The sequence below is a fragment of the Lysobacter sp. 5GHs7-4 genome (assembly GCF_021284765.1).
Lineage (GTDB): Bacteria > Pseudomonadota > Gammaproteobacteria > Xanthomonadales > Xanthomonadaceae > Lysobacter.
The window spans coordinates 3,451,876-3,475,471 of the sequence record NZ_CP089924.1 but is presented as its reverse complement, the minus strand read 5'-3'; the positions used below and the strand labels follow the sequence as shown (position 1 = coordinate 3,475,471).

Below are 23,596 nucleotides of genomic sequence, written 5' to 3'. Positions count from 1 at the left end.
TCCCCCAGGGCGTTTGGGCGTTCATCCGGATGGCTGGACCCCGAAGCGGCCGGCCAAGGTGCGGGTGCCGGTCCCCCGCATCGCTCCGGCGCCGTTCGCAGACCCATGGAGAACCCACTGCATGCATCGCACCCGCCGTAACTTCCTCAAGCTGTCCGCGCTGGCCGTGGGCATGATGGCCAGCGGCATGGCCCTGGCCGGCGCTCATATCGATTCGGCCCTGAACCGCGTACTCGGCACCGTCGGCGCTCTGGACAAGCTAGAAGTCGTGGTGTCCTACGACCAGCGCAGCCCGGTCAGCGCGACCCAGCTGCAGGCGCTGCGCAGCCTGGGCATCGGCAAGGGCATCAGCATGCGCAACCTGCCGATCGCCGGCGCGCTGGCGACGCCGGCGCAGATCCGCGCCCTGGCGCAGCGCAGCGACGTGCGCGCGATCCACCTCAACCGCAACCTGGAGTACTACAACCAGGAGGCGCGCGAGCTGTCCGGGGTCAATCGGGTGCAGGCCAATCCTGGCGATTTCGGCCGCACCACGCCCTACACCGGGCGCGGCGTGACGGTGATGATCAACGACTCCGGCATCGACGCCACCCATGCCGACCTCAAGTACGGCGTGCGCGTGGTGCAGAACGTGCAGGCGCTGACCAACCTGCATTCGGTGCTGGATTTCCTGCCGGTGGTGGTGCTGGAGAACCAGCTCAACACCGATCTGGGCTCCGGCCACGGCACCCATTGCGCCGGCACCGTCGGCGGCAGCGGCGCGCAGTCGGCCGGCCTGTACCGCGGTGTCGCCACCGGCGCCGACCTGGTCGGCTACGGTTCCGGCGCGGTGATCTCGATCCTGGACGCGGTCGGCGGCTACGACTACGCGATCAGCAAGCAGAACAGCTTCGCCGCGCCGATCCGGGTGATCTCCAATTCCTGGGGCACCTCGGGCGCGTTCGATCCCACCGACCCGGTCAACGTCGCCAGCTACGAGGCCTACAAGCGCGGCATCGTCAGCGTGTTCGCGGCCGGCAACGACGGCCCCGGCGCGAATACCCACAACCCCTACGCGCAGGCGCCCTGGGTGATCTCGGTCGGCGCCGGCAACAAGGACGGCACCCTGGCCGACTTCTCCTCGCGCGGCAATCCGGGCGAGACCGGCAGCTTCAACATGGCCGACGGCAGCACCTGGACCTACACCAACCAGCCCAGCCTGGTGGCGACCGGCGTCGACATCGTCTCGACCCGCGCCTTGACCGGTGTGCTGCCGCTGCTGGCCGCGCAGCAGGATGCGTCGCTGGGCGCCAAGGCGCTGTTCTATACCCACATGAGCGGCACCTCGATGGCGACCCCGCACGTGGCCGGCATCGTCGCCCTGCTGCTGGAGGCCAATCCGGCGCTCACCCCGGCCGAGGTCAAGCAGATCCTGACCGCCACGGCCAATCCCATGGCCGGCCGTCTGCCGTTCGAGGTCGGCAGCGGCCATGTCGACGCCTACGAGGCCGCGCAGGTCGCGCAAGGCTATTGAATCCCCCCGGCTTTCCCGGCCAAGGACGGCACGGGAAGGCCAGTAGCGCTCCGGTTTCTTTCTCTCCGCAAGCTCTCTGCCGATTTATCGGGGGCATCCGGGTCGTAGCGGATGCCCGTTTTTTTGGCAGATCGTCCCGCCGCTCGCGTTCCCGCACCGCGTGGCCGCTCGTCGCGGCCGGCCGCGTTGGGGCCTTTAGAGCAGGCAGTGGAACTCACCGCATCCCCCTCGCCGTTCCGGCGAGACTGGCCCGGCCTTCGCCGGGCCCTCTTTTTGCCCGGCAACCGGGTTTCAGGGCGCGGCGGGCTCCGGCCAGACCTGCGGCACCTTGCGCAGGCCGTCCAGGGAGTAGCCCAGCTCGCGCAGGCGCGCCAGATGGGCCTGGTAATCCGCCTCGGACAGGGTCGGGCCGCGCGCCATGATCCAGGCGTAGTCGCGCTTGCTGCGCCCGATGATGGTCTGGGAGTAGTCAGGGCTCAGATAGACGACCACGTATTCGGCCTGGATCGGCCACACGAACTGCATGCCCCAGACCGCGTTGCCGGTGCCGGCCTTGACCGTGCCGACCGGGTGCATGGTCTCGACGGGACGATCGAATCCGCCGTCGCGATAGCGGAAGCGGGTCAGGATCCTGCCGTCGTCCGCGCGCCGGTAGTTCTCGATCGCGTTGTAAGCCTCGCGCTCAGGGCGCGAGGGGATATGGGCGATCACGTACCAGTCGCCCATGAAGCGATCCAGATCGACCTCCGCCACCGGTGCGATCGGGCGCACGTTGCCCGAGCAGCCGGCGATCAGACTGGCGAGGATCAGCGCAATTCGGTGTGCGGCCATGTCGACAGGCTCCTGGGCTCAAGCGGAGGGATCGCGTACGAAGCGGTAGTGGGCCACCAGCCATTCCTGCCCATCGGCATAGCCGAACATTTCCGCGCAAGCCATCCAGAACATGCGCCAACGCTGAAACCACAGTCCGGCCTGGGCGCCATAGGCCTCGCGCAGGACCGTCATGACCTCTTCGCGGCGCTGGTCCTGGTTGCGCAGCCAATGGTCGGCGGTGCGCTGGTAATGGCGGCCGTCGACCTGCCAGCGCTGTTCGATACGCAGCTCGTCCTGAAACCACAACAGGGTGTCGGCGGCGGGCATCAGACCGCCGGTGAAGAAATGACGGCCCATCCAGTTGTCCTCGCCCTGGGTCTCGAACGGATACAGCAGTTCGCGGTGGGCGAAGATATGCACGAACAACTTGCCGCCCGGCGCCAGCCAGCGCGAGATGCGCCGCATCAGCAGCTCGTAGTTGCGCATGTGCTCGAACATCTCCACCGACACGCAGCGGTCGTAGCGCTGCTCGGGCAGCTCCAGCCGGTTGACGTCCTGGGTCAGCACTTCGACGTTGAACAGCCCGCGTTGACGGCACTGCGCCTCGATATGCGCGCGCTGCGCCTGCGAGTTCGACACCGCGGTGATGCGCGCGTGCGGATAGCGCTCGGCCATCCACAGCGTCAGCGACCCCCAGCCGCAGCCGAGTTCGAGGATGCGCTGGCCGTCGCGCAACTCGGCGCGTTCGCCGTACAGCGCCAGCATGGCGTCCTCGGCCTGGTCCAGGCTCTCGTCGCCGCGCGCGTAGTAGCAGCCCGAGTACTTGAGCCGGCGTCCCAGGCACAGCTTGAAGAACGCCGGCGGCAGTTCGTAGTGCTGAGCATTGGCGGCATCGGTGTGGATGGCCACCGGACTGCGTCGCAGTTGTTCGATGCGCTGCTGGTAGCGATGCGCGCGTTGCTCAAGGCCGCCGCGCCGTTCCTCGCTAAGGCGCTGCGCGCACAAGCGGCGGATGCCGGCGCGCAGCAATGCGTCGGGCACTTTGCCGCGTTCGGCCCAGCCCAGCACGCCCGGGGCGGGCAGGTCGTGTTCGAGTTCGTCGGCGACGGCGCTGCGGTTCATGGGGCGGTCCTCTTGTCGTTGGCGTCGTTGCGCGGAAACCAGGGGATCAGCATCGGCGTGCTGCGTTGATAGGCGCGGTAGTCCTCGCCGCGCGTGCGCAGCGCCTGCGCTTCGGTGTAAGGCACGCCGCTGATCCAGCGCAGGAACAGGTACATCACCAGCGGGCCGCTCCAGGCCAGCCAGGCCCAGGGCGATCCCACCGCCAGCGCCACATAGGCGAACCAGTGCGTCCATTCGAAGAAGTAGTTGGGGTGGCGCGAGTAGCGCCACAAACCGGTCCGGCAGGTACGGCCGCGGTTGCCGGGATCGGCGCGAAAACGCGCCAGCTGGCGGTCGGCGATGGCTTCGCCGGCCACGCTCAGTCCCCAGATCGTCACGCCCAGCGCTGTCCACAGCGTGGGCGCGGCCACAGGATTGCGCGCCACCGCCGCGAACGGCAACGCGAACAGCACCACCAGCACGGCCTGGAACTGGAAGAACAGCCAGAACTTGCCCTGATGGCCCTGCCAGTGCGCGCGCAAATGGCGATAGCGGCCGTCCTCCGCTTCGCCGCGCACGCGCCGCCACAGATGCAGCGCCAGACGCAACCCCCAAACGCCGCCGAGCAGCGCGAGCAGCGCGCGCGGCAGCGGCGCGCCATCGCCCAGCACGGCCAGCAGCACCGCACTGCCTCCGACGCCCGCGGCCCAGATCGCATCGACGATGCCCGCGTTGTGTCGCTGGCGCTGCCAACGCCAGCCCACGCTCATCGCCAGCGCCGCGCCCAGCCAGACCATCGCCAGCGACCACCAGGGGTTCATCGTCGACTCCTTAGCACCGGCGCGGTGACCGCGCCGTCGGTGCGCCCCATCCGCTGGGCCAGGCGCGCCAACAGCGTCAGCGCCACGGCCCAGCCGATGGCCAGGGCCAGTACGCCGGGCCAGACCGGGGCGGCGAAGCTCACCGCCTGCCAACCGCGTGCCGCGCCCAGGTAGGCCAGCGGCGCGCCGATCGCGCCGAGCACGGCCGCCAGCCAGAGGCGTGCGCGCAGGGCCGACAGCGACTGGGTCAGGGTCAGCGCGAACGCCGACCACAGCGCCAGGATCCACAGCGGCGCGCCGCCGCCCGGCAGCGCCGGCCGCGCGGCCGCGTAATGCGCCAGACCCGACCAGGCCAGGGCGCCGTCGACCAGCGCCCCCGCGGCCACGGCCGCGACCAGCAAACGCCATTCGCGCGCGCGACCCGCGGACGACAGCTGCCAAGCGACGAACAACGCGGCGGCGATCGTGCCCGGCCACGGCGTGCCGCGCCCGGCGCCGATCACGGCGGCGAACCAGACCAGTTGATAGCCGATCAGGTTGCTCCAGAAGCTCACGCCGAGGCCTCCGTGCGCGCCGCGTCCGCGCCGATGCCCGGGCGTGCGAACAGCAACTGGGCGACGCCGATGGAGGCTTCGCGGAAACCGCCTTCGCAATAGACCAGGTAGTGCTCCCACATGCGGATGAAGCGCTCGTCGTGGCCTTGCGCGCGCACCTGCGCGAGCTGCGCGAGAAAGCGCTGGCGCCAGGCCTGCAGGGTGCGCGCGTACGAACTGCCGTAATCGTCCAGGCGGATCAGGGCCAGGTCGCTGGCGCGTGTCTTGGCCGCGAGCAGGGCCGCTATCGAAGGAATGAAACTGCCTGGGAATACGTGGCGCTTGATGAAGTCGACAGACTTCAGGGCCTGCGTATAGCGGTGATCCTCGATCGTGATGGCCTGGATCAGGGCGCGCCCGCCCGGGCGCAACAGCCGCCCGATCTGTGCGAAGTAGCTGTCGAGGTAGCTGGCGCCGATGGCCTCGACCATTTCGATCGAGACCAGCTTGTCGTATTGCCCGCGCAGATCGCGATAGTCCTGACGCAGCACCTCGACGCGATCGCCGAGGCCGGCCTCGGCGACGCGCGCCTGAGCCAGCGCGTACTGCTCGCCGGAGATCGTGGTGGTGGTGACGTGGCAGCCGTAGTGGCGCGCCGCATGCACGGCGAAACCGCCCCAGCCGCTGCCGATCTCGATCACGCGGTCGCCGGGGCGCAGATCCAGCTTGGCGCAGATCAGGTCCAGCTTGCGCCTGGACGCGGTTTCCAGGGTGTCGTCGCCGCCTTCCCACACCGCCGACGAGTACATGAGGTCTGACGACAGGAACAGGGCGAAGAATTCGTTGCCCAGGTCGTAGTGCGCGGCGATGTTGCGACGGCTGCCTGCGCGCGTGTTGCGGCGCAGGGCATGCCAGGCGCGCATCGCCCATCCGCCCAGACGCGCGCCGCCGCGCTCCATGGCGTCCAGGCGTTCGCGATTGCGCAGCAGCAGCCGGATCAGCGCGACCGGATCGTCGCAGTCCCAATAGCCGTCCATGTAGGCCTCGCCGGCGCCGACGCTGCCGTTGCTGGCGACCGCCTGATAGAAGCGCGGATCGCGCACGCTCAGATGAACTTGCAAAGCCGGGCGCTGCGCCGCCGGCAGGCCGAACTCGACCCTGCCGCAGGCGTCCTCCAGCACCAGGCGGCCGTGTTCCAGACCGCGCAGTCGCGCGAGCAGGCGCTTGCGCAGAAAGCGTACGCCGGCGCCGTAGCCCGCGGCCGGGCCTGCGAGTGCGGATGCGGTGGTGTTCATGGCGGTCCTCGTTGCAAATCGGGATGGTCGTGATCGGGATGGTCGTAAACCGGATTTCGCTTCAGCCAAAGGCGCAGGGCCTGCCAATGGATCGCGCCGACCACGCGCGCGGTCATCAGCGGATAGCGCCACAGCACGCGCGCGAGCGCGCCCGCGTCCAAGGCCTGGCGCTGCAGGTGCAGGCCGGCGTCGAACTCGACGCCGTGCGCGTCGCGTACCTGCATGCGCACGTGCAAGTCCTGGTCCGGCGGCGTGAACCGCCAGTCGTAGCGGCGCCGCATCGGCATGAAGGGCGAGACGTGGAAACGCTTGTCGAAGCCCCAGCTCAAGGCGCGCCCGTGCCGGCGCGCCTCGCGCACCGGCAGCACATAGGCGTGGCGCTCGCGCCAGGGCGTGTTGGTGATCTCGGCCAGCACGCAATCCAGCGCGCCGTCGGGGTCGTGGCAGTAGTAGAAGCTGACCGGGTTGAAGACATATCCGGCGTAACGCAGGTGGGTGAGCAGGCGGATCGGACCGAGCGGACGACGGCCGCTGATGTGCTCGACGCGCTGGCGCACCGCTTCGTCAAGCGGCAGGGAGGCCGGTCCGAGGTAATCGCTGCGCCGGAATTCGGCCAGATTGGGGCGGTCCACCGACCACAGCCGACGGCCCGCGAACACGCGGTCGAGTTCGGACAGGTCCAGATAGAGCTGGGCGATGCGGTACTCGAAGCGATGCGCATGCGGCCGAAAACGGCGATGGCGTACCACGCCCTCGTAGACGGCGCTGTGCAGCGGCGCGTCGGCGCGGTTCACGCGACCAACTCCGCCAGGCCGGGCGCTATGGCCGCGACCTCGGCCGCGGGCACCGTCGCCGTTTCCCAGGGGGCGTCCAAGGCCTGCGCGACCTCGACCGCGCTGCGCATGCCGTCCTCGTGGAAACCCCAGCCCCAGTAGGCGCCTGCGAACCAGGTGCGGCGCCGGCCCTGGATCTCGGGCTTGCGCGCCTGCGCGGCCACCGAGGCGTGACTGTAGACGGGATGCGCGTATTGCAGCCGGCGCAGCACGCGCGCGGGATCGATCGCGGCGGCGCGGTTGAGCGTGACCACGAAGGGGTCGGGCGCGTCGATGCCCTGCAGCAGGTTCATGCAGTAGCTGACGGAGCAGGCCTCGTTGGGATCGCGCGACACGCAGGCGTTCCATGCCGCCCAGGCCTTGCGCTGGCGCGGCAGCATCGCGGCATCGGTGTGCAGCACCGCTACATTGGCCTGGTAGGGAATCGCGCCGAGGATCTCGCGCTCGCGTGGATCGGCATCGGCGAGCAAGGCCAGCGCTTGATCGCTGTGGCAGGCCAGGACCGCGTGATCGTAGCGTTCGCTGCCATGCGCGCTCTCGATCTCGACGGCCTCGGCGTCGCGACGCAGCGTGCGTACCGCGCAGCCCAGGCGTTCCTGCACGCGCCAGCGCGCGCGCAGGGCATCGACGTAGCGCGCCGAGCCGCCGCGCACCACCGCCCATTGCGGGCGTCCGGCGACTTGCAGCATCTGGTGGTTGGCCATGAAGCGAACCAGGTAGCGCGCGGGGAAGGCCAGCACCGCGGCGCTGGGCGCCGACCACAAGGCCGATGCCATCGGCACCAGATGCTCGTCGCGGAAGGCGGCGCCGTAACGGTGTTCGCTCAGGTAGTCGCCCAGCGTGGGCCCGTCGCCGTCGCCGTCCAGCAAAGCCGGCGCCTGGCGGTAGAAGCGCAACAGGTCGGCGACCATGCCCAGGAAGCGCGGCGACGCCAGATTGCGGCGCTGGCAGAACAGCGCGTCCAGGGTCGAGGCGTTGTACTCCAGCCCGCTGGCCTCGTTGCGCACCGAGAAACTCATCGTGGTCGGCTGCGTCGCCACGCCGAGCTCGCGGAACAGGCGGGTAAGCAGCGGATAGTGACGCGGGTTGTGAACGATGAAGCCGCTGTCGATGGCGTAACGGCGGCCGTGCAATTCGATGTCGTGGGTATGGGTATGACCGCCGAGATAGCCGTTGCTCTCGAACAGGGTCACCTCGTGCCGGCGCGACAGCAGCCAGGCCGATGCCAAGCCGGCGATGCCCGATCCGATCACCGCGATGCGCATGGCTCAGCCCCGCGCCTTCGCCGCGACCCATTCGGGAATCGGCTTGAGATCGCGCACCAGGCCCAGCACGGCCATCGCGCGCAACGCGTACCAGGTCAGATCGACCTCCCACCAGCGGAAGCCTTGCCGGACCGTGCCGGGGAAGAAGTGATGGTTGTTGTGCCAGCCTTCGCCGAAGGTGATCAGCGCCAGCCAGAAATTATTGCGGCTGTCGTCAGCGGTATCGAAACGGCGCGTGCCGTAGCGGTGGGCGAGCGAGTTGATCGTCACCGTGCAGTGGAACAGCACCGTGGTCGAGACGAAGAAGCCCCAGACCAGCATCTGTCCGCCGCTGGTGCCCAGGGCCGGTGCATAACGCTCCAGCAACACGCCCGCGCCGTAAAGCGAGGCGGCCAGCGCGACGGGTACCGCGGTGTCGTACCGGTCCAACCAACGCAGTTCCGGATAGCGCGCCAGATCGGGCACGCGCGACAGATCCGTGCGGAACGCATGCGGGGTCAGGAACCAGCCGACATGGCTCCAAAGAAAGCCATGCACGCTGGGCGAATGCGGGTCCAGCGCGGTCTCGGTATGGCGATGGTGGTTGCGATGGTGCGCGGCCCACCACAACGGTCCGCGTTGCACGCAGGACGCGCCGATCAGGGCGAACAAAAATTGCACCGCGCGCGAGGTGCGGAACGTGCGGTGCGAAAAGTAGCGGTGATAGAACGCGGTCAGGGCGAACATGCGCAAGGCGTACAACGCCGCCGCCACCGCCAGCGCGATCGGCGACACGCCGACCCACAACACCGCCACGCAGGCCAAATGCATGGCCAGAAACGGCGAGGCGCGCAGCCAGTCGATGCGTTCCTCGTTGTCGCGCATGCCATCGCCGGGCATGCCGTCGTCGTCGCCGGCGCGGGTATCGACCCAGCGCCACAGCACCGACCAGCGACGGCGGCGCACGGGCCCGGCCGCCGCGACCGCGCTGGCGGAGGAGGGCGTGGACGGCGGCTGCGGCATGAAACTCTCCCGATGAGCGTGTCATCTGGAGGTACGGGGCCACGCCCGCGGCGGATGCACCGCCGCGATCAGATCGTCTGCAGACCGCCCTTGGCGACGATGGGGCCGGTCGGGACGCCCTGCGGCGCGCCGCCCGCGGGCTCCAGGGTGATCGCCAGGGTCGAGCCGGCCTTGAGCGCGCGCAGCAAGTCCTTGGGCACCGCGACCGTATGCGCCTTGTCGATCGACACCAGGCCCAGGGAGCGCGGCGCTTCGCCAGCCGGAATCAGCCACAGCTCGGGCACGCGGCCCTGGGCATCGGCGGGCGCGGGCACCGGCACCATCAGAACCTTGCCCTGTTTGATGTCCAGCGACGCCAGCCAGCCCGGCGTGCCGTCGTCGTGCGCCAGGGTGGTGACCGGCTTGGCCTGCTCGGCCGGTTCCACCGCGATCGGCGGCGTTACCGGCGGTGTCGGCGTCGGCGTCTGCGGCAGGCGGCCCACGAACACCGCCGCCAGCGCAGCCGCGGCGGCGACCGCGGTGGCGGTGCGCCAGAAACCAAGGTTCTGCCAGATCCCGCGAGCGGGCTCGCCTACCGGCGACCAGCCCAAACGGGTGCGCAGGCGTGGCCACAGATGCGCGGGCACGTCGACGGGCGCGATTTCGTCCAGGAGCGCGGCCAGGCGCCGCTCCCAATCCGTCACCGCGCGCGCGAACTCGGGATCGGCGGCGATGCGCGCCTGCGCCTGCAGACGCTGCCGCGCATCGAGCACGCCCAGCACGTACTCGGCGGCGTGCGTATCCGAATCCGGCGGCTCGGGCCCGGTCTCGTCGTCGAAGCGAGGGTCTTGGGCGCTCATGATTCCAGGCACGCCCGCAGTTGGCTCAGACCGCGACGGATCCAGCTCTTGACCGAGCCCAGCGGCGAACCGATCCGGGCCGCCAGTTCTTCATAGGTCGCGCCGTCGAAGAACGCGGTGCGGATCAGCGCGCGTCGGCGCGCTTCCAGACGCTGCATGCAGATTTCCAGCCGACTCTGATCGTTCGCGGCCTCCGCTTGCTGCAGCGGTGTGGCCGCGTGATCGGCGATTTCGTCGGCGAGCTCGATCGAGGCGGTGCGCTGCGGCGCCGGCAAGGCGCGGGCGCGATCGATGGCCTTGTTGCGCGCGATCATCGCCAGCCAGGTGATGGCGCTGGCGCGCTGCGCGTCGAACTGCACCGCCTTGCGCCAGACGCTGGCGTAGACCTCCTGCAGCACGTCCTCGGCCTCGGCGCGGTCGGGCAGCACGCGCAGGCATACGCCCAGCAGCTTGCCGGAAGTGGCGCGGTACAAGGCTTCGAAGGCCCCGCGATCGCCGCCGGCGACATCGCCCAAGAGGCCATCGAGGCGTTCGCTTTCCGGAGTGCGCTGGCGTTGCGGAGACTCGGGCATTCCTGCACCTGTGAGGACCAAGCGGGTAGGAGTCGCGGGGACGGCGGCAAGGCCTGACGGCATGCGACCCCAACGCGCGGCGACTATATGCCATCGGCGCCGCGCGCGTGGTGAAGGCAGGGCGGAGGGATGCGCCGAGACCGCGGACATGCGCTTCATACCGACGGCGATCCGGCGCCGCAGTTGCGCGCCAGCGGCATCGTGGTGGCGCGTTCGACCTCGGCGCGCGTCGCGTCATGGCTAACCGCATCGGCGGGGAAGGCGATGCGTACGTCGAGATGACGGCCGCGACGATCGCGGATCGTGCCTATGCCGCGGAACTCCAACAAGCGCCGGTCCGCGTCCGCGTAGGTGAGCTCGATGGCCGGTATCGCGAAGCCGTACCAGCGGTCCAGCGACATGCGCAGGCGTCGCGCGCCTCGGCCGTCCACACGCGCCGGTGCGGCCGCGGCGAGTTTCAGATCGAGGAAGTCGAAGCGGCTGGGCAGCAGGAACGGAACGGCGATCGCGCGGCCTGGCGAGAGCGCGTCCCAGCGTGCGCGCACCATGGCATCGAAACCGGCATCGATGACCGCGTCGCGCGGCAGGCTCAGGGCGCGGCTGCGCAGCGGCGCGCGCGCGCCGTCCTGCACGTAGACCTCGCGCCCGTCGCCGCGGCTGCGCACGCCTTCGCGGTAGCCGTCGCGGCCGTCGCTGAAATCGAAGTCGGGCGCCGCCGCGCTGGCGCCGTCGACCACGCGCTTGCGCGCGAACGCCTCGCCGCCCGGGCAGCGATAGAGCACGAGCCGATGCCCCACGCCCTGCTCGGCGTAGCGCCAATGGGTTTCCCGGTAGAGCAGGCGGGCGCCGTCGCGGGCATAGGCCAGGCCGTCGTAGCGCTCGACCGGGCCCGCGCCGGCCGCGCCCCAGACGCAGCACAACAGGCCGAACAGGGCGGCACGCCCGGTGGGGTGGGATTGACGGGCCATGGGCGCTCGCACGGTGGATGCCATGCGGACCTATACGAGGCGGGACCGGAAATTGATGCAGGCGGCGGGCAGGGCACCCGGACCGCGGATCGAAACAGGCGTCGCGGGCAGGCCGCGGGCCCTAAACAGAAAACCCCGCAGGGCGGGCGCCATGCGGGGTTGACGGTTCAAGGCTTGCGAAATGGTGGCCGGGGAGGGAATCGAACCCCCGACACGGGGATTTTCAATCCCCTGCTCTACCAACTGAGCTACCCGGCCATTTCACGGCAGGCCGTGATGAGGAGCGGGATGATACGGAGCGCCGAACGATCTGGCAAGCCGCCTGTGCGCTGAACGACGCGCGGCCGGGACCGCGCGGTGTGCCGGCAGCGGCGCATGATGGTGCCGGAGCCCATCGGTATGCACTCGCAGGCATGGACTGTACGCCTTCCTCAGGAGCCGTCATGAAACGCTATGTATTCGCCGTATCCGCCGCGCTGGCGCTGTTCGCGATGAGCGCCTGCGCGACCGACCCCAAGATGCGCGACGCCGACCGGCTGGCCTTGTACCGCGCCCACGCCGGCGCGCCGGTGCCGGCCTTCCAGTACTACGGCCGGCTGGACGGCTGGACCCCGCTGGGGGACAGCGCGCTGGCGGTGTGGACGCGTCCCAATCAGGCCTATCTGCTGGAACTGCAGGGGCGCTGCTCGGACCTGGATTTCGCCTCGGCGATCACGGTCAGCAATCAGGCCGGCCGGGTCTATGCGCGCTTCGACAAGGTGATGGTGCTGGGCCAGGGCGCGCTGCCGTTCCCCTGCCACATCGGTCAGATCCGTCCGCTGGACGTCAAGGCGATCAAGCAGGCGCAGCGCGACCGGCGTGAGGCCGGCACGGTGCCGGAATCGCGCGACGACGGCGTGACGCCGCAGGACGGCAAGTAAGCGGCTGCCGCGCCGGTCAGCTCTCCGGCGCGACGTAGCCGGCCGGCTTGTCGGCGCCGCCGCCGAACAGGAATTTCTCCATCTCCGTTTCCAGAAACGCGCGGTGCTTGGGGTCCAGCGGCGACAGCCGGTTCTCGTTGATCAGCATGGTCTGGTGCGCCAGCCAGGCCGCCCAGGCGGTCTTGCCGATGTGCGCGTAGACGCGCTTGCCCAGCGGGCCGGGCCAGGGCACGAAGTCCAGGCCGTCGGTGTCGCGGTGTTCGTATTCGCAATGGACGGTGCGGGGCATCGGAGTTCCTGTTGGCGGCTCGCGAGGTAAGCCGCGAGCGTGAAGTGTGGGCGATACGGAATCGCTAGCGGCTGCCTTCCAGCAGCTTGCGGATCGGCGCGGGGATGCCCAGTTCGGACAACTCCGCGCGCGCGACCCAGCGCAGGTCGGCATTGTCGCCCACCGCGTCGCTCAGGGCGATGCCGCGCCAGCGCAGCGGCTGCAGTTCCAGCTTGTAGTGGCTGAAGGCGTGCGCGATCGGCGCCAGCGCTTCGGCGGCGGCGAAATCGGCGCGCGTGTGCGCGCGCAGCCAGGCCTGCGCGGCGTCGGCGTCGTCGGCTTGCGGCAGGGTCCACAGCGAGGCCCAGATGCCGGCCGGCGGACGCTTCTGCAGCAGCACGCGGTCCTGCGCGTCGATCAGCCACAGCACCTGCGCATGACGCTGCGGCGCGACCTTGCCGGGCTTGGGCGTGGGCAGGTCGGCGACGCGGCCTTCGCGGCGTGCGACGCAGTCGTCTTGCAAGGGGCACAGCACGCAGGCCGGATCGGCGCGCGTGCACAGGGTCGCGCCCAGGTCCATCTGCGCCTGGGTGTAGTCGGCCATGCGCGCGTCGGGCAGATGCGACTGCGCCAGCGCCCACAGCTGTTTTTCGACTGCGGGCAGTCCGGGGTAACCGGCGACGCCGTGGTAGCGCGTGAGCACGCGCTTGACGTTGCCGTCGAGGATGGCGTGGCGGTCGCCCCAGGCCTGCGACAGGATCGCGGCGGCGGTGCTGCGGCCGATGCCGGGCAGGGCGGTCAGCGCATCCAGGTCGCGCGGCAGTTCGCCGCCGTGCAGTTCGACGCAGCGCTGCGCAGCGGCGTGCAGATTGCGCGCGCGGGCGTAGTAGCCCAGGCCCGACCACAGCGCCAGCACTTGGTCCTGCGGCGCCGCGGCCAGTGCGGACAGCGAGGGCAGGGCGGCGACGAAGCGTTCGAAATACGGCGCGGCGGTCTTGACCTGGGTCTGCTGCAGCATGATTTCCGACAGCCACACCCGGTAGGGCGTGCGCGGATGCTGCCAGGGCAGGTCATGGCGGCCGGACACGTCGAACCAGCGCAGCAGGCGGCTGGCGAATGCGTCGGTGTCGGTGTCCATGGTCATGGCGGCTGGCGCTTTAGCGCTGGCGGTTCGGCTCACGGCAGGTCCTCGTCGCCGAGCTCGACTTCCACACCTTCCAAGGTCGCGCCGGAGATTTCCAGCTTGGGCGTGCGCAGGCGCGCGCGCAGCGGCGGCAGCGGCGCGCCGCGGTTGCCGGTGTCGATCCAGGCCAGCATCGCGGGCAGGCGGAATTCGCTGTCGGCCTGGGTCTGGTCTTGGCTCAGGCGCAGGCCGACGGTTTCGGACAAATCGGGGCGGCCGACATAGCGCAGTTCGAACGGCAGCGGCGCGGTGGCGTCCAGCGGTGCCGGTAGCGCAGGCCAGGCCTGCGGCCAGGACGCGAGCCGGCCGTCCAGTTGCAGCACCAGGCGCCGGCCCAGGGCGAGCGCGCCTTGCGCGTCGAGGCTGGGAATCGGATTGTCCGCCGCGCCGCGCGCGCGCAGCGCCAGCGCGACCGGCTCCAGCGACCACACCGCTTCGTCGAACTTCAGCGGACCGTGCAGGCCCAACGCGAACGGCAGGCGGGTGTCGCCGGATTCGTAGCTCGCCGCCGCGCCCAGCCGCGCCGGCACGATGGTGAGTTCGTCGTCGCCGATGCGCAGCGGCCCGGACAGCGCCACCGTCGCCGGCAGGCGCCAGCCGGATTGCTCGATCGCAATGCGGCCGTTGGCGCCGAGCCCGGCCGCCGGCGCCGGTCGCGACAAGGCCACCGCCAGATCGAACGGAATCGCCAGCGGCGCGTCCAGATAACGGCCGCGCAGGCGCGCGCGCACCGGCCGGTCCGGATACAGCGCGGGCAGGTCGGCGTGGATGGCTTCGATGCGCCAGTCGTGATTGATCAGGCGCCCGTCGACGATGCGCAGGCCGTCGGTCAGCGTGGGGATGCGCGTCTGCGTCGACGGCGGGCGGCTCGCCAGCCAGTGCTGCAGCGCCGGCAGGTTCAGCAGCGGCGCGTCCAGTTCCACGCGCTCGACGGTGAGCGCATCGCCGGCGCTGCGGATCGTCGACCACGGCAGCGACAGCTGGATGCGGCGCGCGCTGAGCAGCGGCGTGGCCGCACCGGGTTCGCGCACGACCACGTCGCGCACCAGCAGCATCGGCGTGCCGCGCAAGCGGTACTCGCTGGCGCCGGCGGCGCTGATCTCCAGGCCCAGCGCGGCGCCGGCGCGGTCCAGGATCAGCGCGGCGGCGCGGTTCGGGCGCGAGACCCAGGCCAGCGCCAGTACCGCCAGCACGCCCAACAACGCGAGCGTCTTCAATAGCCGGCGCGCGCGTCTGCGCGGCGCCGGTCCGGCGGGCGTGGCGGTGTCGGCGACCATGCGCGCGCCGGCGGCCGGGATCAGGCGCCCAGCGCTTCGGGCAGCAGCGCGTCGACGAAGGCTTCGGCGTCGAACACGCGCAAATCTTCAGGGCGCTCGCCGATGCCGGCGTAGCGGATCGGGATGCCGAACTCGCGCGCCAGCGCGAACACCACGCCGCCCTTGGCGGTGCCGTCCAGTTTGGTCACCACCAGGCCGGTCACGCCGACCGCGGCATGGAACTGTCGCAGCTGCGACAAGGCGTTCTGGCCGGTGGTGCCGTCGATCACCATCAGCACTTCGTGCGGCGCGTCGGCATCGACCTTCTGCAGCACGCGCTTGATCTTGCCCAGTTCGGCCATCAGGCCCTGTTGGGTGTGCAGGCGGCCGGCGGTGTCGGCGATCAGTACTTCCATGCCGCGCGCCTTGGCCGCCTGCAGCGCGTCGAACGCGACCGAGGCCGCGTCGGCGTTTTGTCCCTGGGCGATCACCGGCACGCCGTTGCGCTCGCCCCAGGTCTGCAACTGCGCGACCGCGGCGGCGCGGAAGGTGTCGCCGGCGGCCAGCATCAGCGCGCGGTTCTCGTCGCGGTAGCGCTTGGCCAGCTTGCCGATGGTGGTGGTCTTGCCGACGCCGTTGACGCCGACGGTCAGCAGCACGAACGGGCGCGCGCCGGGATCGATGCGCAGCGGCTGCGCGACCGGACGCAGCAGCGCGATCAGCTCGGCGCGCAAGGCGGTGAGCAGGGCGGGCGCGTCGGCGAACTCGCGCGCCTTCATGCGTCGGCGCAGGCCTTCGACCAGTTGGCTGGTCGCGGTGACGCCGACGTCGGCGGTGATCAGCGCGGTTTCGATTTCGTCCAGCAGGTCGTCGTCGAGCTTGGGATTGCGCGAGAACAGTCCGCCCAGGCTGCGCGCGAAGGCGCTGCCGCGCAGGCGTTCGCGCCAGCCGGGCTTGCCGGCGGGGGCGGGCGCCGCTGTGGGCGCGTCGGCGACGAGGGCGTCGGCGGCCACGGCCTGTGCCGCTTGCGCATCGACCTCGAACGCGGCGGCGATCACCTCGGCCGGGACCGGTTCGGTGGCTGGAACGTCGGCCGGAAGCTCGGCGGCGGGCGATTCGACGACGGCTTCGGTCGCAGCCGGGGGCTGCGCCGACGGGGCCTGCGCCGATGGAAACGCGGCGGCCAGTTCCTCGGTGCTGAGGCGGGCTTCGCTGGCGGGAGTTTCGGGCTTCTTGCGGCGGAAAAAACCGATCATCAGGGGGAAGCGTCACGAATGCGCGAGAATGCGCACATGCTAGCACCGGCCTCGCCACGCTCCCGATGAACAAACCTTCCGCAGGCCGCACCGCCACGGCGCCCGGGCGCATCCGCATCATCGGCGGCCGCTGGCGCGGCACCCGCCTGGACGTGCCCGACGCGCCCGGCCTACGTCCGACCTCCGACCGGGTGCGCGAGACCTTGTTCAACTGGTTGATCCCGGCCCTGCCCGGCGCGCGCGTGCTGGACCTGTTCGCCGGTACCGGCGCGCTGGGGCTGGAGGCGCTGTCGCGCGGCGCGGCCGCCGCGACCTTGGTCGAACGCGACCCGGCCCTGGCCGCGGCCCTGCGTGCGACCGCTACGCGCCTGCCCGGCGGCGAGGCCGCGCAGGTGGTGCAGGCCGAGGCCCTGAGTTGGCTGGGCGGGCAGGCCGATGGCGGCTACGACCTGGCCTTCGTCGATCCGCCGTTCGCGGCCGGTCTGTGGGACGCGGTGTGGCCGGCGCTGTTGCCGAAACTGGCCGCCGGCGCCTGGCTCTATGTCGAGGCCCCGCGCGGCACCGTGCCGGCGCTGTCGCCGGACTGGCTGCGCCACCGCGAGGGCGGTACCCGCGAGGTCGATTACGCCTTGTATCGGCAGCGGCCGGCCGTGCCCTGACGCGCGGTCCGGGCCGATCGCGACCGGGGGCCGGCACGGCGTCGCAGCGGGCCCTGCGAAAGCGCGCGACTGCTACACTGCGCCCCGTCCCGACGGACACTCGCGACGGCAGCGTGACCCCTGGTCCGCGCCGCCGCCGGTCCGCCGCCACCCGCCAGCAGACGCGAACGATCACTCCATGAGCGTGGCCCGTACTCGAATCGCCGTCTATCCCGGCACCTTCGATCCGATCACCAACGGCCATATCGACCTCGTCGACCGTGCCGCTCCGCTGTTCGAACGCATGATCATCGGCGTGGCCGCCAGCCCCGGCAAAGGGCCGGCGCTGTCGCTGGAATTGCGCGTGGAACTGGCCCGCCAGGCCGTCGCCCATCATCCGCACATCGAGGTGCGCGGCTTCGACTGCCTGCTGGCGCATTTCGTCGACGAAGTCGGCGGCGGCGTGCTGCTGCGCGGCCTGCGCGCGGTGTCGGACTTCGAGTACGAGTTCCAGCTGGCCAGCATGAACCGGCACCTGATTCCGGAGGTGGAGACGCTGTTCCTCACCCCCGCCGAGCAGTACGGCTTCATTTCCTCGTCGTTGGTACGCGAGATCGCCCGCCTCGGCGGCGACGTCTCGGGGTTCGTACCCACGGCGGTAGCCGAAGCGTTGCAGGCCGAATGGCAGCGCAATCAGAAACGATGACTTCCAACACACGGGGATCCCGATGAACACCACCTCCCGCCTGATGCTGATCGCCTGCCTCGCGCTGCCCTTCGTGGCCGCGTGCAAGAAGGAAGAAGCCGCGCCGGCCGCCGCCGTGCAAGCCCCGCTGACCGCGCCCACCACCAGCGGCGACGCCGAGTGGAGCAAGTACCTGACCGACGTGGTCAAGCGCAAGGTCGACGCCGAAGGCATCACCGTCAGCCCGTACCTGTACTACCTGCCGGCCGAGAGCAGCGCCGACTTCCAGGGCTACTTCGAGCGCCAGACCGACAAGGCCAAGCTCGACGTCGCGCGCGGCATCGTCGAAGGCACCCTGCTGGCCTACGGCTCGCCGGCCTCGGCCAAGATGGCCGACCTGATCATCGCCGCCTTCCCGGCGCCGACCAAGGAAACCCCGCCGATGAAGGGCGTGAAGGTGCTGTTCATCGGCGCCGCCGCCGACAGCGAACGCGTCAAGGCCGCGGTCACCCCGTACGGCGTCGAGTATTCGTTTATTGAAGTGAAGTGACGATCCGGCGCGTGGCCGCCATCGGCGGCCACGCCTTTGCCGGATCGTCATCCCCGCGTAGGCGGGGGTGAGCGAGCGCGCTTACGAGCCACTGGCTCGTGCGCTCGCGAACGCCCTAGCGCTATGCGCTAGGGCTGGGCGGCCCAAATCGCTGGCATGGTCTCAAGCCAGCGACTCCGCGCAATGACAATACCCCTTAAAGCCGGTGCGCAAGGCGCGGCCACATTGTCGAGTCGCCGACGCCAGACGGTCATCGCCGTCCTTGGGCCTACCAGCGCCCATCACAGCATCCGCGCCCCTCTAGCAATACAGCATCCCGCCACGTCACCCGCCGGCCACCGCCCAAACGGCCCCAGCAATGCGAAAATCCCCGCATCGAGTGGCATAGTCCCCCCAATGTCCCTGCGCATCAACGAACTCTGCGTCAACTGCGACGTCTGCGAACCGGCCTGCCCGAATCAGGCGATCGCGCAGGGCGAAACCATTTACATGATCGATCCGGCGCGCTGCACCGAATGCGTCGGCCATTACGACGAGCCGCAGTGCGTGGTCGTCTGTCCGGTCGAATGCATCGACAACGATCCGGCCCATCCCGAATCCCACGAGCAGCTGCTGGCCAAGCTGCAGCGTTTGCAACAGGAGTGAACACGATGCGCAAGGCGTCCGCGGTGCACGCAGGTCTGTGGTCCCTGGTGTTGGCGAGCGCGGTCTCGCTGTTCGCGCCCGCGCAAGCCGCGCAGGCGCCGCAGACCGGCGCGGCGCATCCGCCGGGCGCGGCCATCGCCAGCGCGCACCAACTGTCCACCGACGCCGGCCTGGAAATCCTGCGCCAGGGCGGCAACGCCTTCGACGCGGCGGTCGCGGTGTCCTCGACGCTGTCGGTGGTCGAGCCGATCAGTTCCGGCATCGGCGGCGGCGGTTTCTTCCTGCTGCACGACGCCAAGAGCGGCCGCGACGTGTTCGTCGATGCGCGCGAGACCGCGCCGGCCGCCGCCACGCCGGCCGCCTATCTGGACAAGAACGGCCAGCTCGATCGCGACCGCGCCACCAACGGCCCGTGGTCGGCCGGCATTCCCGGCCTGCCGGCCGCGCTGGTGCATCTGGCCGAGCGCTACGGCAAGCTGCCGCTGAAGACCTCGCTGGCGCCGGCGATCCGTATCGCCAATGAAGGCTTCCCGATCTATCCGCGCCTGGAAAAGGGCTACGCCAGCCGCCGCGAAGTAATGGAACGCTACGCCGGCACGCGCGCGGTGTTCCTGGCCGACGGCGATCCGCCCAAGGCCGGCGAGATCCTCAAGCAGCCCGAACTCGCGCATACGCTGGAACTGCTGGCCGCCAAGGGCTACGACGGTTTCTATCGCGGCGAAGTCGCCAAGAAGCTGCTGGCCGCGGTCAAGCACGAGGGCGGCCAGTGGCGCGCCGACGAGCTGTCGGGCTACCAGGTGCGCGAACGCGAACCGCTGCGGCTGAAGTACCGCGGCTGGGACATCACCACCGCGCCGCCGCCGTCTTCGGGCGGCGTGGCCCTGGCCGAAATCCTGCAGATGCTGTCGGGCTGGGACCTGTCCAAGCTCGACGACGCCCACCGCGTGCACATCGTCGCCGAGGCCATGCGCCGCGCCTACCGCGACCGCACCCTGTACCTGGGCGATCCGGATTTCGTGAAGGTGCCGGTCGTGCGCCTGACCAGCCCCGACTACGCCGCCGGCCTGCGCGCCACCATCCATCCGCAGAAGGCCACGCCCAGCGATCTGCTGTCGGGCGAACCGGCGCCGCTGGAAGACGACGAGACCACCCACTTCTCGATCATCGACGCCGACGGCAACCGCGTGGCCGCCACCCAGACCGTGAACCTGCTGTACGGCTCGGGCATGGTCGCGCCGGGCACCGGCGTGCTGCTCAACAACGAAATGGACGATTTCGCGCTGCGCCCTGGCACGCCCAATGCGTTCGGCGTGATGGGTTTTTCGGCCAACGCGCCGGCGCCGGGCAAGCGCATGCTGAGTTCGATGACGCCCAGTTTCCTGGAGTCCAAGGACAAAGTGATCGCGGTCGGCGCGCCCGGCGGCAGCCGCATCATCACCCAGGTGCTGCTGGCGATCCTGGCCTACGACGCCGGCCTGGCGCCGCAGCAGGTCGCGGCGCTGCCGCGTTTCCACCACCAATGGATGCCCGATGCGATCTCGGCCGAGGCCGGCGCGCTGGCGCCCGACACGGTGACGGCGCTGCAGGCGATGGGGCACAAGGTCAACGCCGGCGAGGCGACCTGGGGCAATCTGCAGACGGTGATGTGGGACAAGACCGCGGGCACCTTGTCCGGCGGCACCGATCCGCGCAACCCGGTCGGCAAGGCGGCGGTGCTGGCGCAGCCCTGAGGCGGGAAGCGGGCAAGACGCGCGCCACGCTAGAGCCGTAGCGCGCGGTGCAGTAGATTTCGCCTACCACGGGCGATGCGATCAACAGGGGCGGACGGTGAGCGATCAACAGGACAAGCCCTGGTACACGCGTGTGCCGGCGATTTCGGTCGCGGTGCTCGCGTTTCTGGTCGGCCTGACCACGCTGGTCAACAACGTGCGCGACTGGATCGGCAGCGACGCGAAGACGCCGGCCACCGCTGTGCCGGCCAAGCCGGCCGCCGTGGCGCCCGCCTCCGCGCCGCAGGCGCCGCGCAAGACCGCGGTGCTGCTGACGCTCAAGCAGATCGAGGTCATCGACGACGGCACCGGCGGCAGCACCGCCTGGTCGTTCGAGATCGAGGGCGGCGGCGAAGGCCTGTTCTCGCTGGCCTCGCGCGATTACGTAGACACCGGCCCCGAGGCGATCGCGTTGCCGCGCCCCAGCGATCCGTCGATCGCGCGCGTGGTGCTGGTGCCGGGCCAGGAGATGCGCATCAAGATCACCGGGCATACCTCGGGCCTGATCAGCCGCAGCAGCGCCAGCGGCAGCGCCAAGCTGCGCCCCGACGGCAGCCTGGCGCCGATCCGGGTCACCGGCGACAACGGCAAGGCCGGCGAATTCGTGTTCCATTTCGCCACCGTGGCCACGCCGCAGGATTGAGCGGCGCACGCGTCGCGGCGCCGGCGCGCAAGCCGCGCAACGCAGCGTTGCCCGCGCTATCGCGGCGCTAACGCCGGCGGAGTTACCCTATAGCGGCGGCGCGCCCGGGTTTGCGGGATCGCAACGGCGCCCGCATCCGTGTCTCGTTCTTCCTGGGTGACGGCGATGAAACTTTGGTCGGTATTGGGTAACAGCCAGAAGCTCGACGGCGGCGCCATGTTCGGCAACGCGCCGCGCGCGATGTGGTCGAAGTGGTCGCCGCCGGACGAGCAGAACCGCATCGAGCTGGCCTGCCGCGCCTTGCTCGCCAGCCCGCTGGCCGGCAAGACCGTGTTGTTCGAGGCCGGCATCGGCGCTTTCTTCGAGCCCAAGCTGCGCGAGCGCTACGGCGTGGTCGAGGAGCGCCACGTGCTGCTGGATTCGCTGGCGCAGGCCGGTTTCGCGCCCGAAGACATCGACGTGGTGGTGCTGTCGCACCTGCATTTCGATCATGCCGGCGGCCTGCTCGCGCCCTGGGCCGAAGGCCAGGCGCCGCGGCTGCTGTTCCCCAACGCGAGCTACCTGGTCGGGCGCGCGCATTACGAGCGCGCGCTGCAGCCGCATGCGCGCGATCGCGCGAGCTTCATACCGGAGTTGCCGGGCCTGCTTGAGGCCACCGGCCGTCTGGAACTGGTCGAGGGCGAGTACTCCAAGACCCTGGGCCAGAGCGTGCGTTTCCATTACAGCGACGGCCACACGCCGGGGCTGATGCTGGCCGAGATCGTCGGGCCCGACACGGTCGCCGGGCATCCGCACGGCGGGGTGGTGTTCTGCGCCGACCTGATTCCGGGCCGGCCCTGGGTGCACGTGCCCATCACCATGGGCTACGACCGCAACGCCGAGTTGCTGATCGACGAGAAGAAGTCCTTCCTCGCCGACAAGCTGGAACGCAACGTGCATCTGTTCTTCACTCACGACCCGGGCTGCGCGCTGGCGCAGGTGGTGCGCGACGACAAGGGCAAGTTCGGCACCGCGCACGAAGTTCCGGTCCTGTACGCGCGGGCCCTGGCTGCATGAGGTCGATGCGGGCGGCGCTCCTGCTGCCGATCGCGTTGTTCGTCGCCGCGACCGCGGCGCAGACGCCCGCGCCCGCGCGCGACAGCGCCGCCCCGCCGGTCGCGACCGAGCCGGTGGGCGAGCCGCGCACCGCCGCCACGTTGCGCGACCGCGAGTTCGGCGTGAGCACGCGCCAGTTCGGTCTCGACCGCCAGGTCGAGATGTACCAATGGCGCGCCACCGCCGCCGGTTACGAGCGGGTGTGGAACGCCGGACGCATCGATTCGCAGGGCTATGCGCCCGGCCACGAGAATCCGCCGTCGCTGCCGCTGGAGAACCGGCGCTGGTGGTCGGACTCGGCCAGCCTGGACGGGCGACCGATCGAAGCCGCGGTGCTGCAGGGGCTGGGCGAGTGGCGGATGTTCCGGCCGAATTTCTCGCGCCTGCCGGCCAATCTGGCGGCGACGTTTCAGCCCGAAGGCGACGGTTTGGGCAGCGCGGAAAATCCGCTGGATCCGCAGATCGGCGATCTGCGCGTGAGCTGGCGCGAACTGCGCCTGCCGCCGCTGGAAGGCAAGGTGGAACTGGTCGACGGCCGCTGGCGGATGTCGGCGGCGACCGCGGCGGCGGCCTTGAACGCGGCGCCGGTGCCGGCGCCGGTGGCCGCCCCCGAAGCCGAGGGCGCGCATCGGATCTGGCCGTGGTTCGGCGGCGGCGCGCTGGTGATCGCGATCGCGCTGGTCGGGCGGCGCAGGCGCCGCGCCAAGGCGCGCGCGCTCGGGTCCGACGATAAGACGGCTTAAGACCGCGCGGCCATGCGCCGCGCACATCCCGCATCTCACCGCAGGAACGGCGCAAGCCGCGACCGCGTAGTAGCCATTCGCGGCGCAACCTGGGCTTTCTGAGGGAGCGGCGTGAGCCGCGATTGCCGCATCTGTGGTTAGAGCCGCGATCCCTTGTTCCGCGATTTCTGTGGGAGCGGCGTAAGCCGCGATTGCCGCGGCCTAGGTTGGAGCCACGGTCCATAGCGCGTCGGCCCATGGCAGGCCGACCGTGAGCGAAGCTCATCGCGACTCAGGTCGCTCCCACAGAAAGCAGGCGCTGCGGTGCTTGCGCGCTGCGTCGTAGTCGCGGCTTACGCCGCTCCTACCCCAAAGCCTTGGTGCTGCGATATCTGTGGGAGAGGCTTGAGC

The 23,596-nt window shown here is 70.3% G+C and carries 25 protein-coding genes and 1 tRNA gene; 10 read left to right on the top strand and 16 right to left on the bottom strand.

What is annotated here, in order from left to right:
• The first annotated feature begins 121 nt into the window (after positions 1 to 121).
• Complete coding sequence (locus LVB77_RS15745; RefSeq protein WP_232907030.1) at positions 122 to 1,513, top strand: S8 family serine peptidase; 1,392 nt, start codon at positions 122 to 124, stop codon at positions 1,511 to 1,513.
• 291 nt (positions 1,514 to 1,804) lie between these two features.
• On the opposite strand, the gene LVB77_RS15740 is transcribed toward LVB77_RS15745, so the two are convergent.
• The 12 genes from LVB77_RS15740 to LVB77_RS15685 all read right to left on the bottom strand — a co-directional run bounded on the left by LVB77_RS15740 (position 1,805) and on the right by LVB77_RS15685 (position 11,813).
• Complete coding sequence (locus LVB77_RS15740; protein ID WP_232907029.1) at positions 1,805 to 2,344, bottom strand: lipocalin family protein; 540 nt, start codon at positions 2,342 to 2,344, stop codon at positions 1,805 to 1,807.
• Between the two features lie 18 nt (positions 2,345 to 2,362).
• Positions 2,363 to 3,448: a cyclopropane-fatty-acyl-phospholipid synthase family protein gene (locus tag LVB77_RS15735; RefSeq protein ID WP_232907028.1), complete on the bottom strand. Its 1,086-nt coding sequence runs from the start codon at positions 3,446 to 3,448 to the stop codon at positions 2,363 to 2,365.
• Positions 3,445 to 4,248, bottom strand: a complete 804-nt coding sequence (locus tag LVB77_RS15730) for a DUF1295 domain-containing protein (RefSeq protein WP_232907027.1) — start codon at positions 4,246 to 4,248, stop codon at positions 3,445 to 3,447. Before LVB77_RS15730 ends, LVB77_RS15735 begins: the two co-directional genes overlap by 4 nt.
• Positions 4,245 to 4,802: a DUF2878 domain-containing protein gene (locus LVB77_RS15725; protein WP_232907026.1), complete on the bottom strand. Its 558-nt coding sequence runs from the start codon at positions 4,800 to 4,802 to the stop codon at positions 4,245 to 4,247. The genes LVB77_RS15730 and LVB77_RS15725 overlap by 4 nt, the downstream gene beginning before the upstream one ends.
• The gene (locus LVB77_RS15720) at positions 4,799 to 6,076 is read right to left on the bottom strand and encodes a cyclopropane-fatty-acyl-phospholipid synthase family protein (protein WP_232907025.1); all 1,278 of its coding nucleotides are present in this window, start codon (positions 6,074 to 6,076) and stop codon (positions 4,799 to 4,801) included. The genes LVB77_RS15725 and LVB77_RS15720 overlap by 4 nt, the downstream gene beginning before the upstream one ends.
• Positions 6,073 to 6,870 carry a DUF1365 domain-containing protein gene (locus LVB77_RS15715; RefSeq protein ID WP_232907024.1) on the bottom strand — a complete coding sequence of 266 codons (798 nt, stop codon included), beginning with the start codon at positions 6,868 to 6,870 and terminating at the stop codon, positions 6,073 to 6,075. The genes LVB77_RS15720 and LVB77_RS15715 overlap by 4 nt, the downstream gene beginning before the upstream one ends.
• Positions 6,867 to 8,174 carry an FAD-dependent oxidoreductase gene (locus LVB77_RS15710; protein ID WP_232907023.1) on the bottom strand — a complete coding sequence of 436 codons (1,308 nt, stop codon included), beginning with the start codon at positions 8,172 to 8,174 and terminating at the stop codon, positions 6,867 to 6,869. The genes LVB77_RS15715 and LVB77_RS15710 overlap by 4 nt, the downstream gene beginning before the upstream one ends.
• A 3-nt stretch (positions 8,175 to 8,177) precedes the next feature.
• Positions 8,178 to 9,053, bottom strand: coding sequence for an acyl-CoA desaturase (locus tag LVB77_RS15705; RefSeq protein ID WP_232910320.1), 876 nt, complete (start codon positions 9,051 to 9,053; stop codon positions 8,178 to 8,180).
• 191 nt (positions 9,054 to 9,244) lie between these two features.
• A complete protein-coding gene (locus tag LVB77_RS15700; protein WP_232907022.1) occupies positions 9,245 to 10,015 on the bottom strand; it encodes an anti-sigma factor in 771 nt (256 codons plus the stop codon).
• Entirely contained in the window at positions 10,012 to 10,587 is a 576-nt protein-coding gene (locus tag LVB77_RS15695; protein WP_232907021.1) for a sigma-70 family RNA polymerase sigma factor, read from the bottom strand. Before LVB77_RS15695 ends, LVB77_RS15700 begins: the two co-directional genes overlap by 4 nt.
• Before the next feature lie 155 nt (positions 10,588 to 10,742).
• Entirely contained in the window at positions 10,743 to 11,555 is an 813-nt protein-coding gene (locus LVB77_RS15690) for a hypothetical protein (protein ID WP_232907020.1), read from the bottom strand.
• A 182-nt stretch (positions 11,556 to 11,737) separates the two neighbouring features.
• A tRNA-Phe gene (locus LVB77_RS15685) sits at positions 11,738 to 11,813 on the bottom strand.
• 185 nt (positions 11,814 to 11,998) lie between these two features.
• Between LVB77_RS15685 and LVB77_RS15680 the strand changes: the two genes are divergently transcribed.
• The gene (locus LVB77_RS15680) at positions 11,999 to 12,475 is read left to right on the top strand and encodes a DUF6491 family protein (RefSeq protein WP_232907019.1); all 477 of its coding nucleotides are present in this window, start codon (positions 11,999 to 12,001) and stop codon (positions 12,473 to 12,475) included.
• A 16-nt stretch (positions 12,476 to 12,491) separates the two neighbouring features.
• On the opposite strand, the gene LVB77_RS15675 is transcribed toward LVB77_RS15680, so the two are convergent.
• The 4 genes from LVB77_RS15675 to ftsY form a co-directional block, all read right to left on the bottom strand.
• The gene (locus tag LVB77_RS15675) at positions 12,492 to 12,764 is read right to left on the bottom strand and encodes an oxidative damage protection protein (RefSeq protein WP_232907018.1); all 273 of its coding nucleotides are present in this window, start codon (positions 12,762 to 12,764) and stop codon (positions 12,492 to 12,494) included.
• 64 nt (positions 12,765 to 12,828) lie between these two features.
• The gene (gene mutY / locus LVB77_RS15670; RefSeq protein ID WP_232910318.1) at positions 12,829 to 13,881 is read right to left on the bottom strand and encodes an A/G-specific adenine glycosylase; all 1,053 of its coding nucleotides are present in this window, start codon (positions 13,879 to 13,881) and stop codon (positions 12,829 to 12,831) included.
• Between the two features lie 38 nt (positions 13,882 to 13,919).
• Positions 13,920 to 15,203: a hypothetical protein gene (locus LVB77_RS15665; protein ID WP_232907017.1), complete on the bottom strand. Its 1,284-nt coding sequence runs from the start codon at positions 15,201 to 15,203 to the stop codon at positions 13,920 to 13,922.
• Between the two features lie 20 nt (positions 15,204 to 15,223).
• Positions 15,224 to 16,438 carry a signal recognition particle-docking protein FtsY gene (gene ftsY / locus LVB77_RS15660; RefSeq protein WP_232907016.1) on the bottom strand — a complete coding sequence of 405 codons (1,215 nt, stop codon included), beginning with the start codon at positions 16,436 to 16,438 and terminating at the stop codon, positions 15,224 to 15,226.
• Between the two features lie 65 nt (positions 16,439 to 16,503).
• Here ftsY and rsmD point away from each other — a divergent pair, with 65 nt between their 5' ends.
• The 8 genes from rsmD (at position 16,504) to LVB77_RS15620 (ending at position 23,206) form a co-directional block, all read left to right on the top strand.
• Positions 16,504 to 17,097, top strand: a complete 594-nt coding sequence (gene rsmD / locus LVB77_RS15655; protein ID WP_232907015.1) for a 16S rRNA (guanine(966)-N(2))-methyltransferase RsmD — start codon at positions 16,504 to 16,506, stop codon at positions 17,095 to 17,097.
• Positions 17,098 to 17,275: 178 nt separating this feature from the next.
• Positions 17,276 to 17,782, top strand: a complete 507-nt coding sequence (coaD, locus tag LVB77_RS15650; RefSeq protein WP_232907014.1) for a pantetheine-phosphate adenylyltransferase — start codon at positions 17,276 to 17,278, stop codon at positions 17,780 to 17,782.
• 22 nt (positions 17,783 to 17,804) lie between these two features.
• A complete protein-coding gene (locus LVB77_RS15645; RefSeq protein ID WP_232907013.1) occupies positions 17,805 to 18,311 on the top strand; it encodes a hypothetical protein in 507 nt (168 codons plus the stop codon).
• A gap of 396 nt (positions 18,312 to 18,707) precedes the next feature.
• Complete coding sequence (locus tag LVB77_RS15640; protein WP_232907012.1) at positions 18,708 to 18,956, top strand: YfhL family 4Fe-4S dicluster ferredoxin; 249 nt, start codon at positions 18,708 to 18,710, stop codon at positions 18,954 to 18,956.
• A gap of 5 nt (positions 18,957 to 18,961) precedes the next feature.
• Positions 18,962 to 20,686, top strand: coding sequence for a gamma-glutamyltransferase (ggt, locus tag LVB77_RS15635; protein WP_232907011.1), 1,725 nt, complete (start codon positions 18,962 to 18,964; stop codon positions 20,684 to 20,686).
• 97 nt (positions 20,687 to 20,783) lie between these two features.
• Complete coding sequence (locus tag LVB77_RS15630) at positions 20,784 to 21,368, top strand: hypothetical protein (RefSeq protein ID WP_232907010.1); 585 nt, start codon at positions 20,784 to 20,786, stop codon at positions 21,366 to 21,368.
• 165 nt (positions 21,369 to 21,533) lie between these two features.
• On the top strand, positions 21,534 to 22,424 hold the full coding sequence (locus LVB77_RS15625; protein ID WP_232907009.1) for an MBL fold metallo-hydrolase: 891 nt from the start codon (positions 21,534 to 21,536) through the stop codon (positions 22,422 to 22,424).
• Between the two features lie 5 nt (positions 22,425 to 22,429).
• Positions 22,430 to 23,206, top strand: a complete 777-nt coding sequence (locus tag LVB77_RS15620) for a TMEM43 family protein (RefSeq protein ID WP_232907008.1) — start codon at positions 22,430 to 22,432, stop codon at positions 23,204 to 23,206.
• The last annotated feature ends 390 nt before the right edge of the window (positions 23,207 to 23,596 follow it).

Bases quoted from the DNA above. Each gene is read 5' to 3' on its own strand.
- LVB77_RS15745 (WP_232907030.1), top strand. From the start codon at position 122: ATGCATCGCACCCGCCGTAACTTCCTCAAGCTGTCCGCGCTGGCCGTG.
- LVB77_RS15740 (WP_232907029.1), bottom strand. From the start codon at position 2,344: ATGGCCGCACACCGAATTGCGCTGATCCTCGCCAGTCTGATCGCCGGC.
- LVB77_RS15735 (WP_232907028.1), bottom strand. From the start codon at position 3,448: ATGAACCGCAGCGCCGTCGCCGACGAACTCGAACACGACCTGCCCGCC.
- LVB77_RS15730 (WP_232907027.1), bottom strand. From the start codon at position 4,248: ATGAACCCCTGGTGGTCGCTGGCGATGGTCTGGCTGGGCGCGGCGCTG.
- LVB77_RS15720 (WP_232907025.1), bottom strand. From the start codon at position 6,076: ATGAACACCACCGCATCCGCACTCGCAGGCCCGGCCGCGGGCTACGGC.
- LVB77_RS15710 (WP_232907023.1), bottom strand. From the start codon at position 8,174: ATGCGCATCGCGGTGATCGGATCGGGCATCGCCGGCTTGGCATCGGCC.
- LVB77_RS15705 (WP_232910320.1), bottom strand. From the start codon at position 9,053: ATGCCCGGCGATGGCATGCGCGACAACGAGGAACGCATCGACTGGCTG.
- LVB77_RS15700 (WP_232907022.1), bottom strand. From the start codon at position 10,015: ATGAGCGCCCAAGACCCTCGCTTCGACGACGAGACCGGGCCCGAGCCG.
- LVB77_RS15695 (WP_232907021.1), bottom strand. From the start codon at position 10,587: ATGCCCGAGTCTCCGCAACGCCAGCGCACTCCGGAAAGCGAACGCCTC.
- LVB77_RS15690 (WP_232907020.1), bottom strand. From the start codon at position 11,555: ATGGCCCGTCAATCCCACCCCACCGGGCGTGCCGCCCTGTTCGGCCTG.
- LVB77_RS15680 (WP_232907019.1), top strand. From the start codon at position 11,999: ATGAAACGCTATGTATTCGCCGTATCCGCCGCGCTGGCGCTGTTCGCG.
- LVB77_RS15675 (WP_232907018.1), bottom strand. From the start codon at position 12,764: ATGCCCCGCACCGTCCATTGCGAATACGAACACCGCGACACCGACGGC.
- mutY (WP_232910318.1), bottom strand. From the start codon at position 13,881: ATGGACACCGACACCGACGCATTCGCCAGCCGCCTGCTGCGCTGGTTC.
- LVB77_RS15665 (WP_232907017.1), bottom strand. From the start codon at position 15,203: ATGGTCGCCGACACCGCCACGCCCGCCGGACCGGCGCCGCGCAGACGC.
- ftsY (WP_232907016.1), bottom strand. From the start codon at position 16,438: ATGATCGGTTTTTTCCGCCGCAAGAAGCCCGAAACTCCCGCCAGCGAA.
- rsmD (WP_232907015.1), top strand. From the start codon at position 16,504: ATGAACAAACCTTCCGCAGGCCGCACCGCCACGGCGCCCGGGCGCATC.
- coaD (WP_232907014.1), top strand. From the start codon at position 17,276: ATGAGCGTGGCCCGTACTCGAATCGCCGTCTATCCCGGCACCTTCGAT.
- LVB77_RS15645 (WP_232907013.1), top strand. From the start codon at position 17,805: ATGAACACCACCTCCCGCCTGATGCTGATCGCCTGCCTCGCGCTGCCC.
- LVB77_RS15640 (WP_232907012.1), top strand. From the start codon at position 18,708: ATGTCCCTGCGCATCAACGAACTCTGCGTCAACTGCGACGTCTGCGAA.
- ggt (WP_232907011.1), top strand. From the start codon at position 18,962: ATGCGCAAGGCGTCCGCGGTGCACGCAGGTCTGTGGTCCCTGGTGTTG.
- LVB77_RS15625 (WP_232907009.1), top strand. From the start codon at position 21,534: ATGAAACTTTGGTCGGTATTGGGTAACAGCCAGAAGCTCGACGGCGGC.
- LVB77_RS15620 (WP_232907008.1), top strand. From the start codon at position 22,430: ATGCGGGCGGCGCTCCTGCTGCCGATCGCGTTGTTCGTCGCCGCGACC.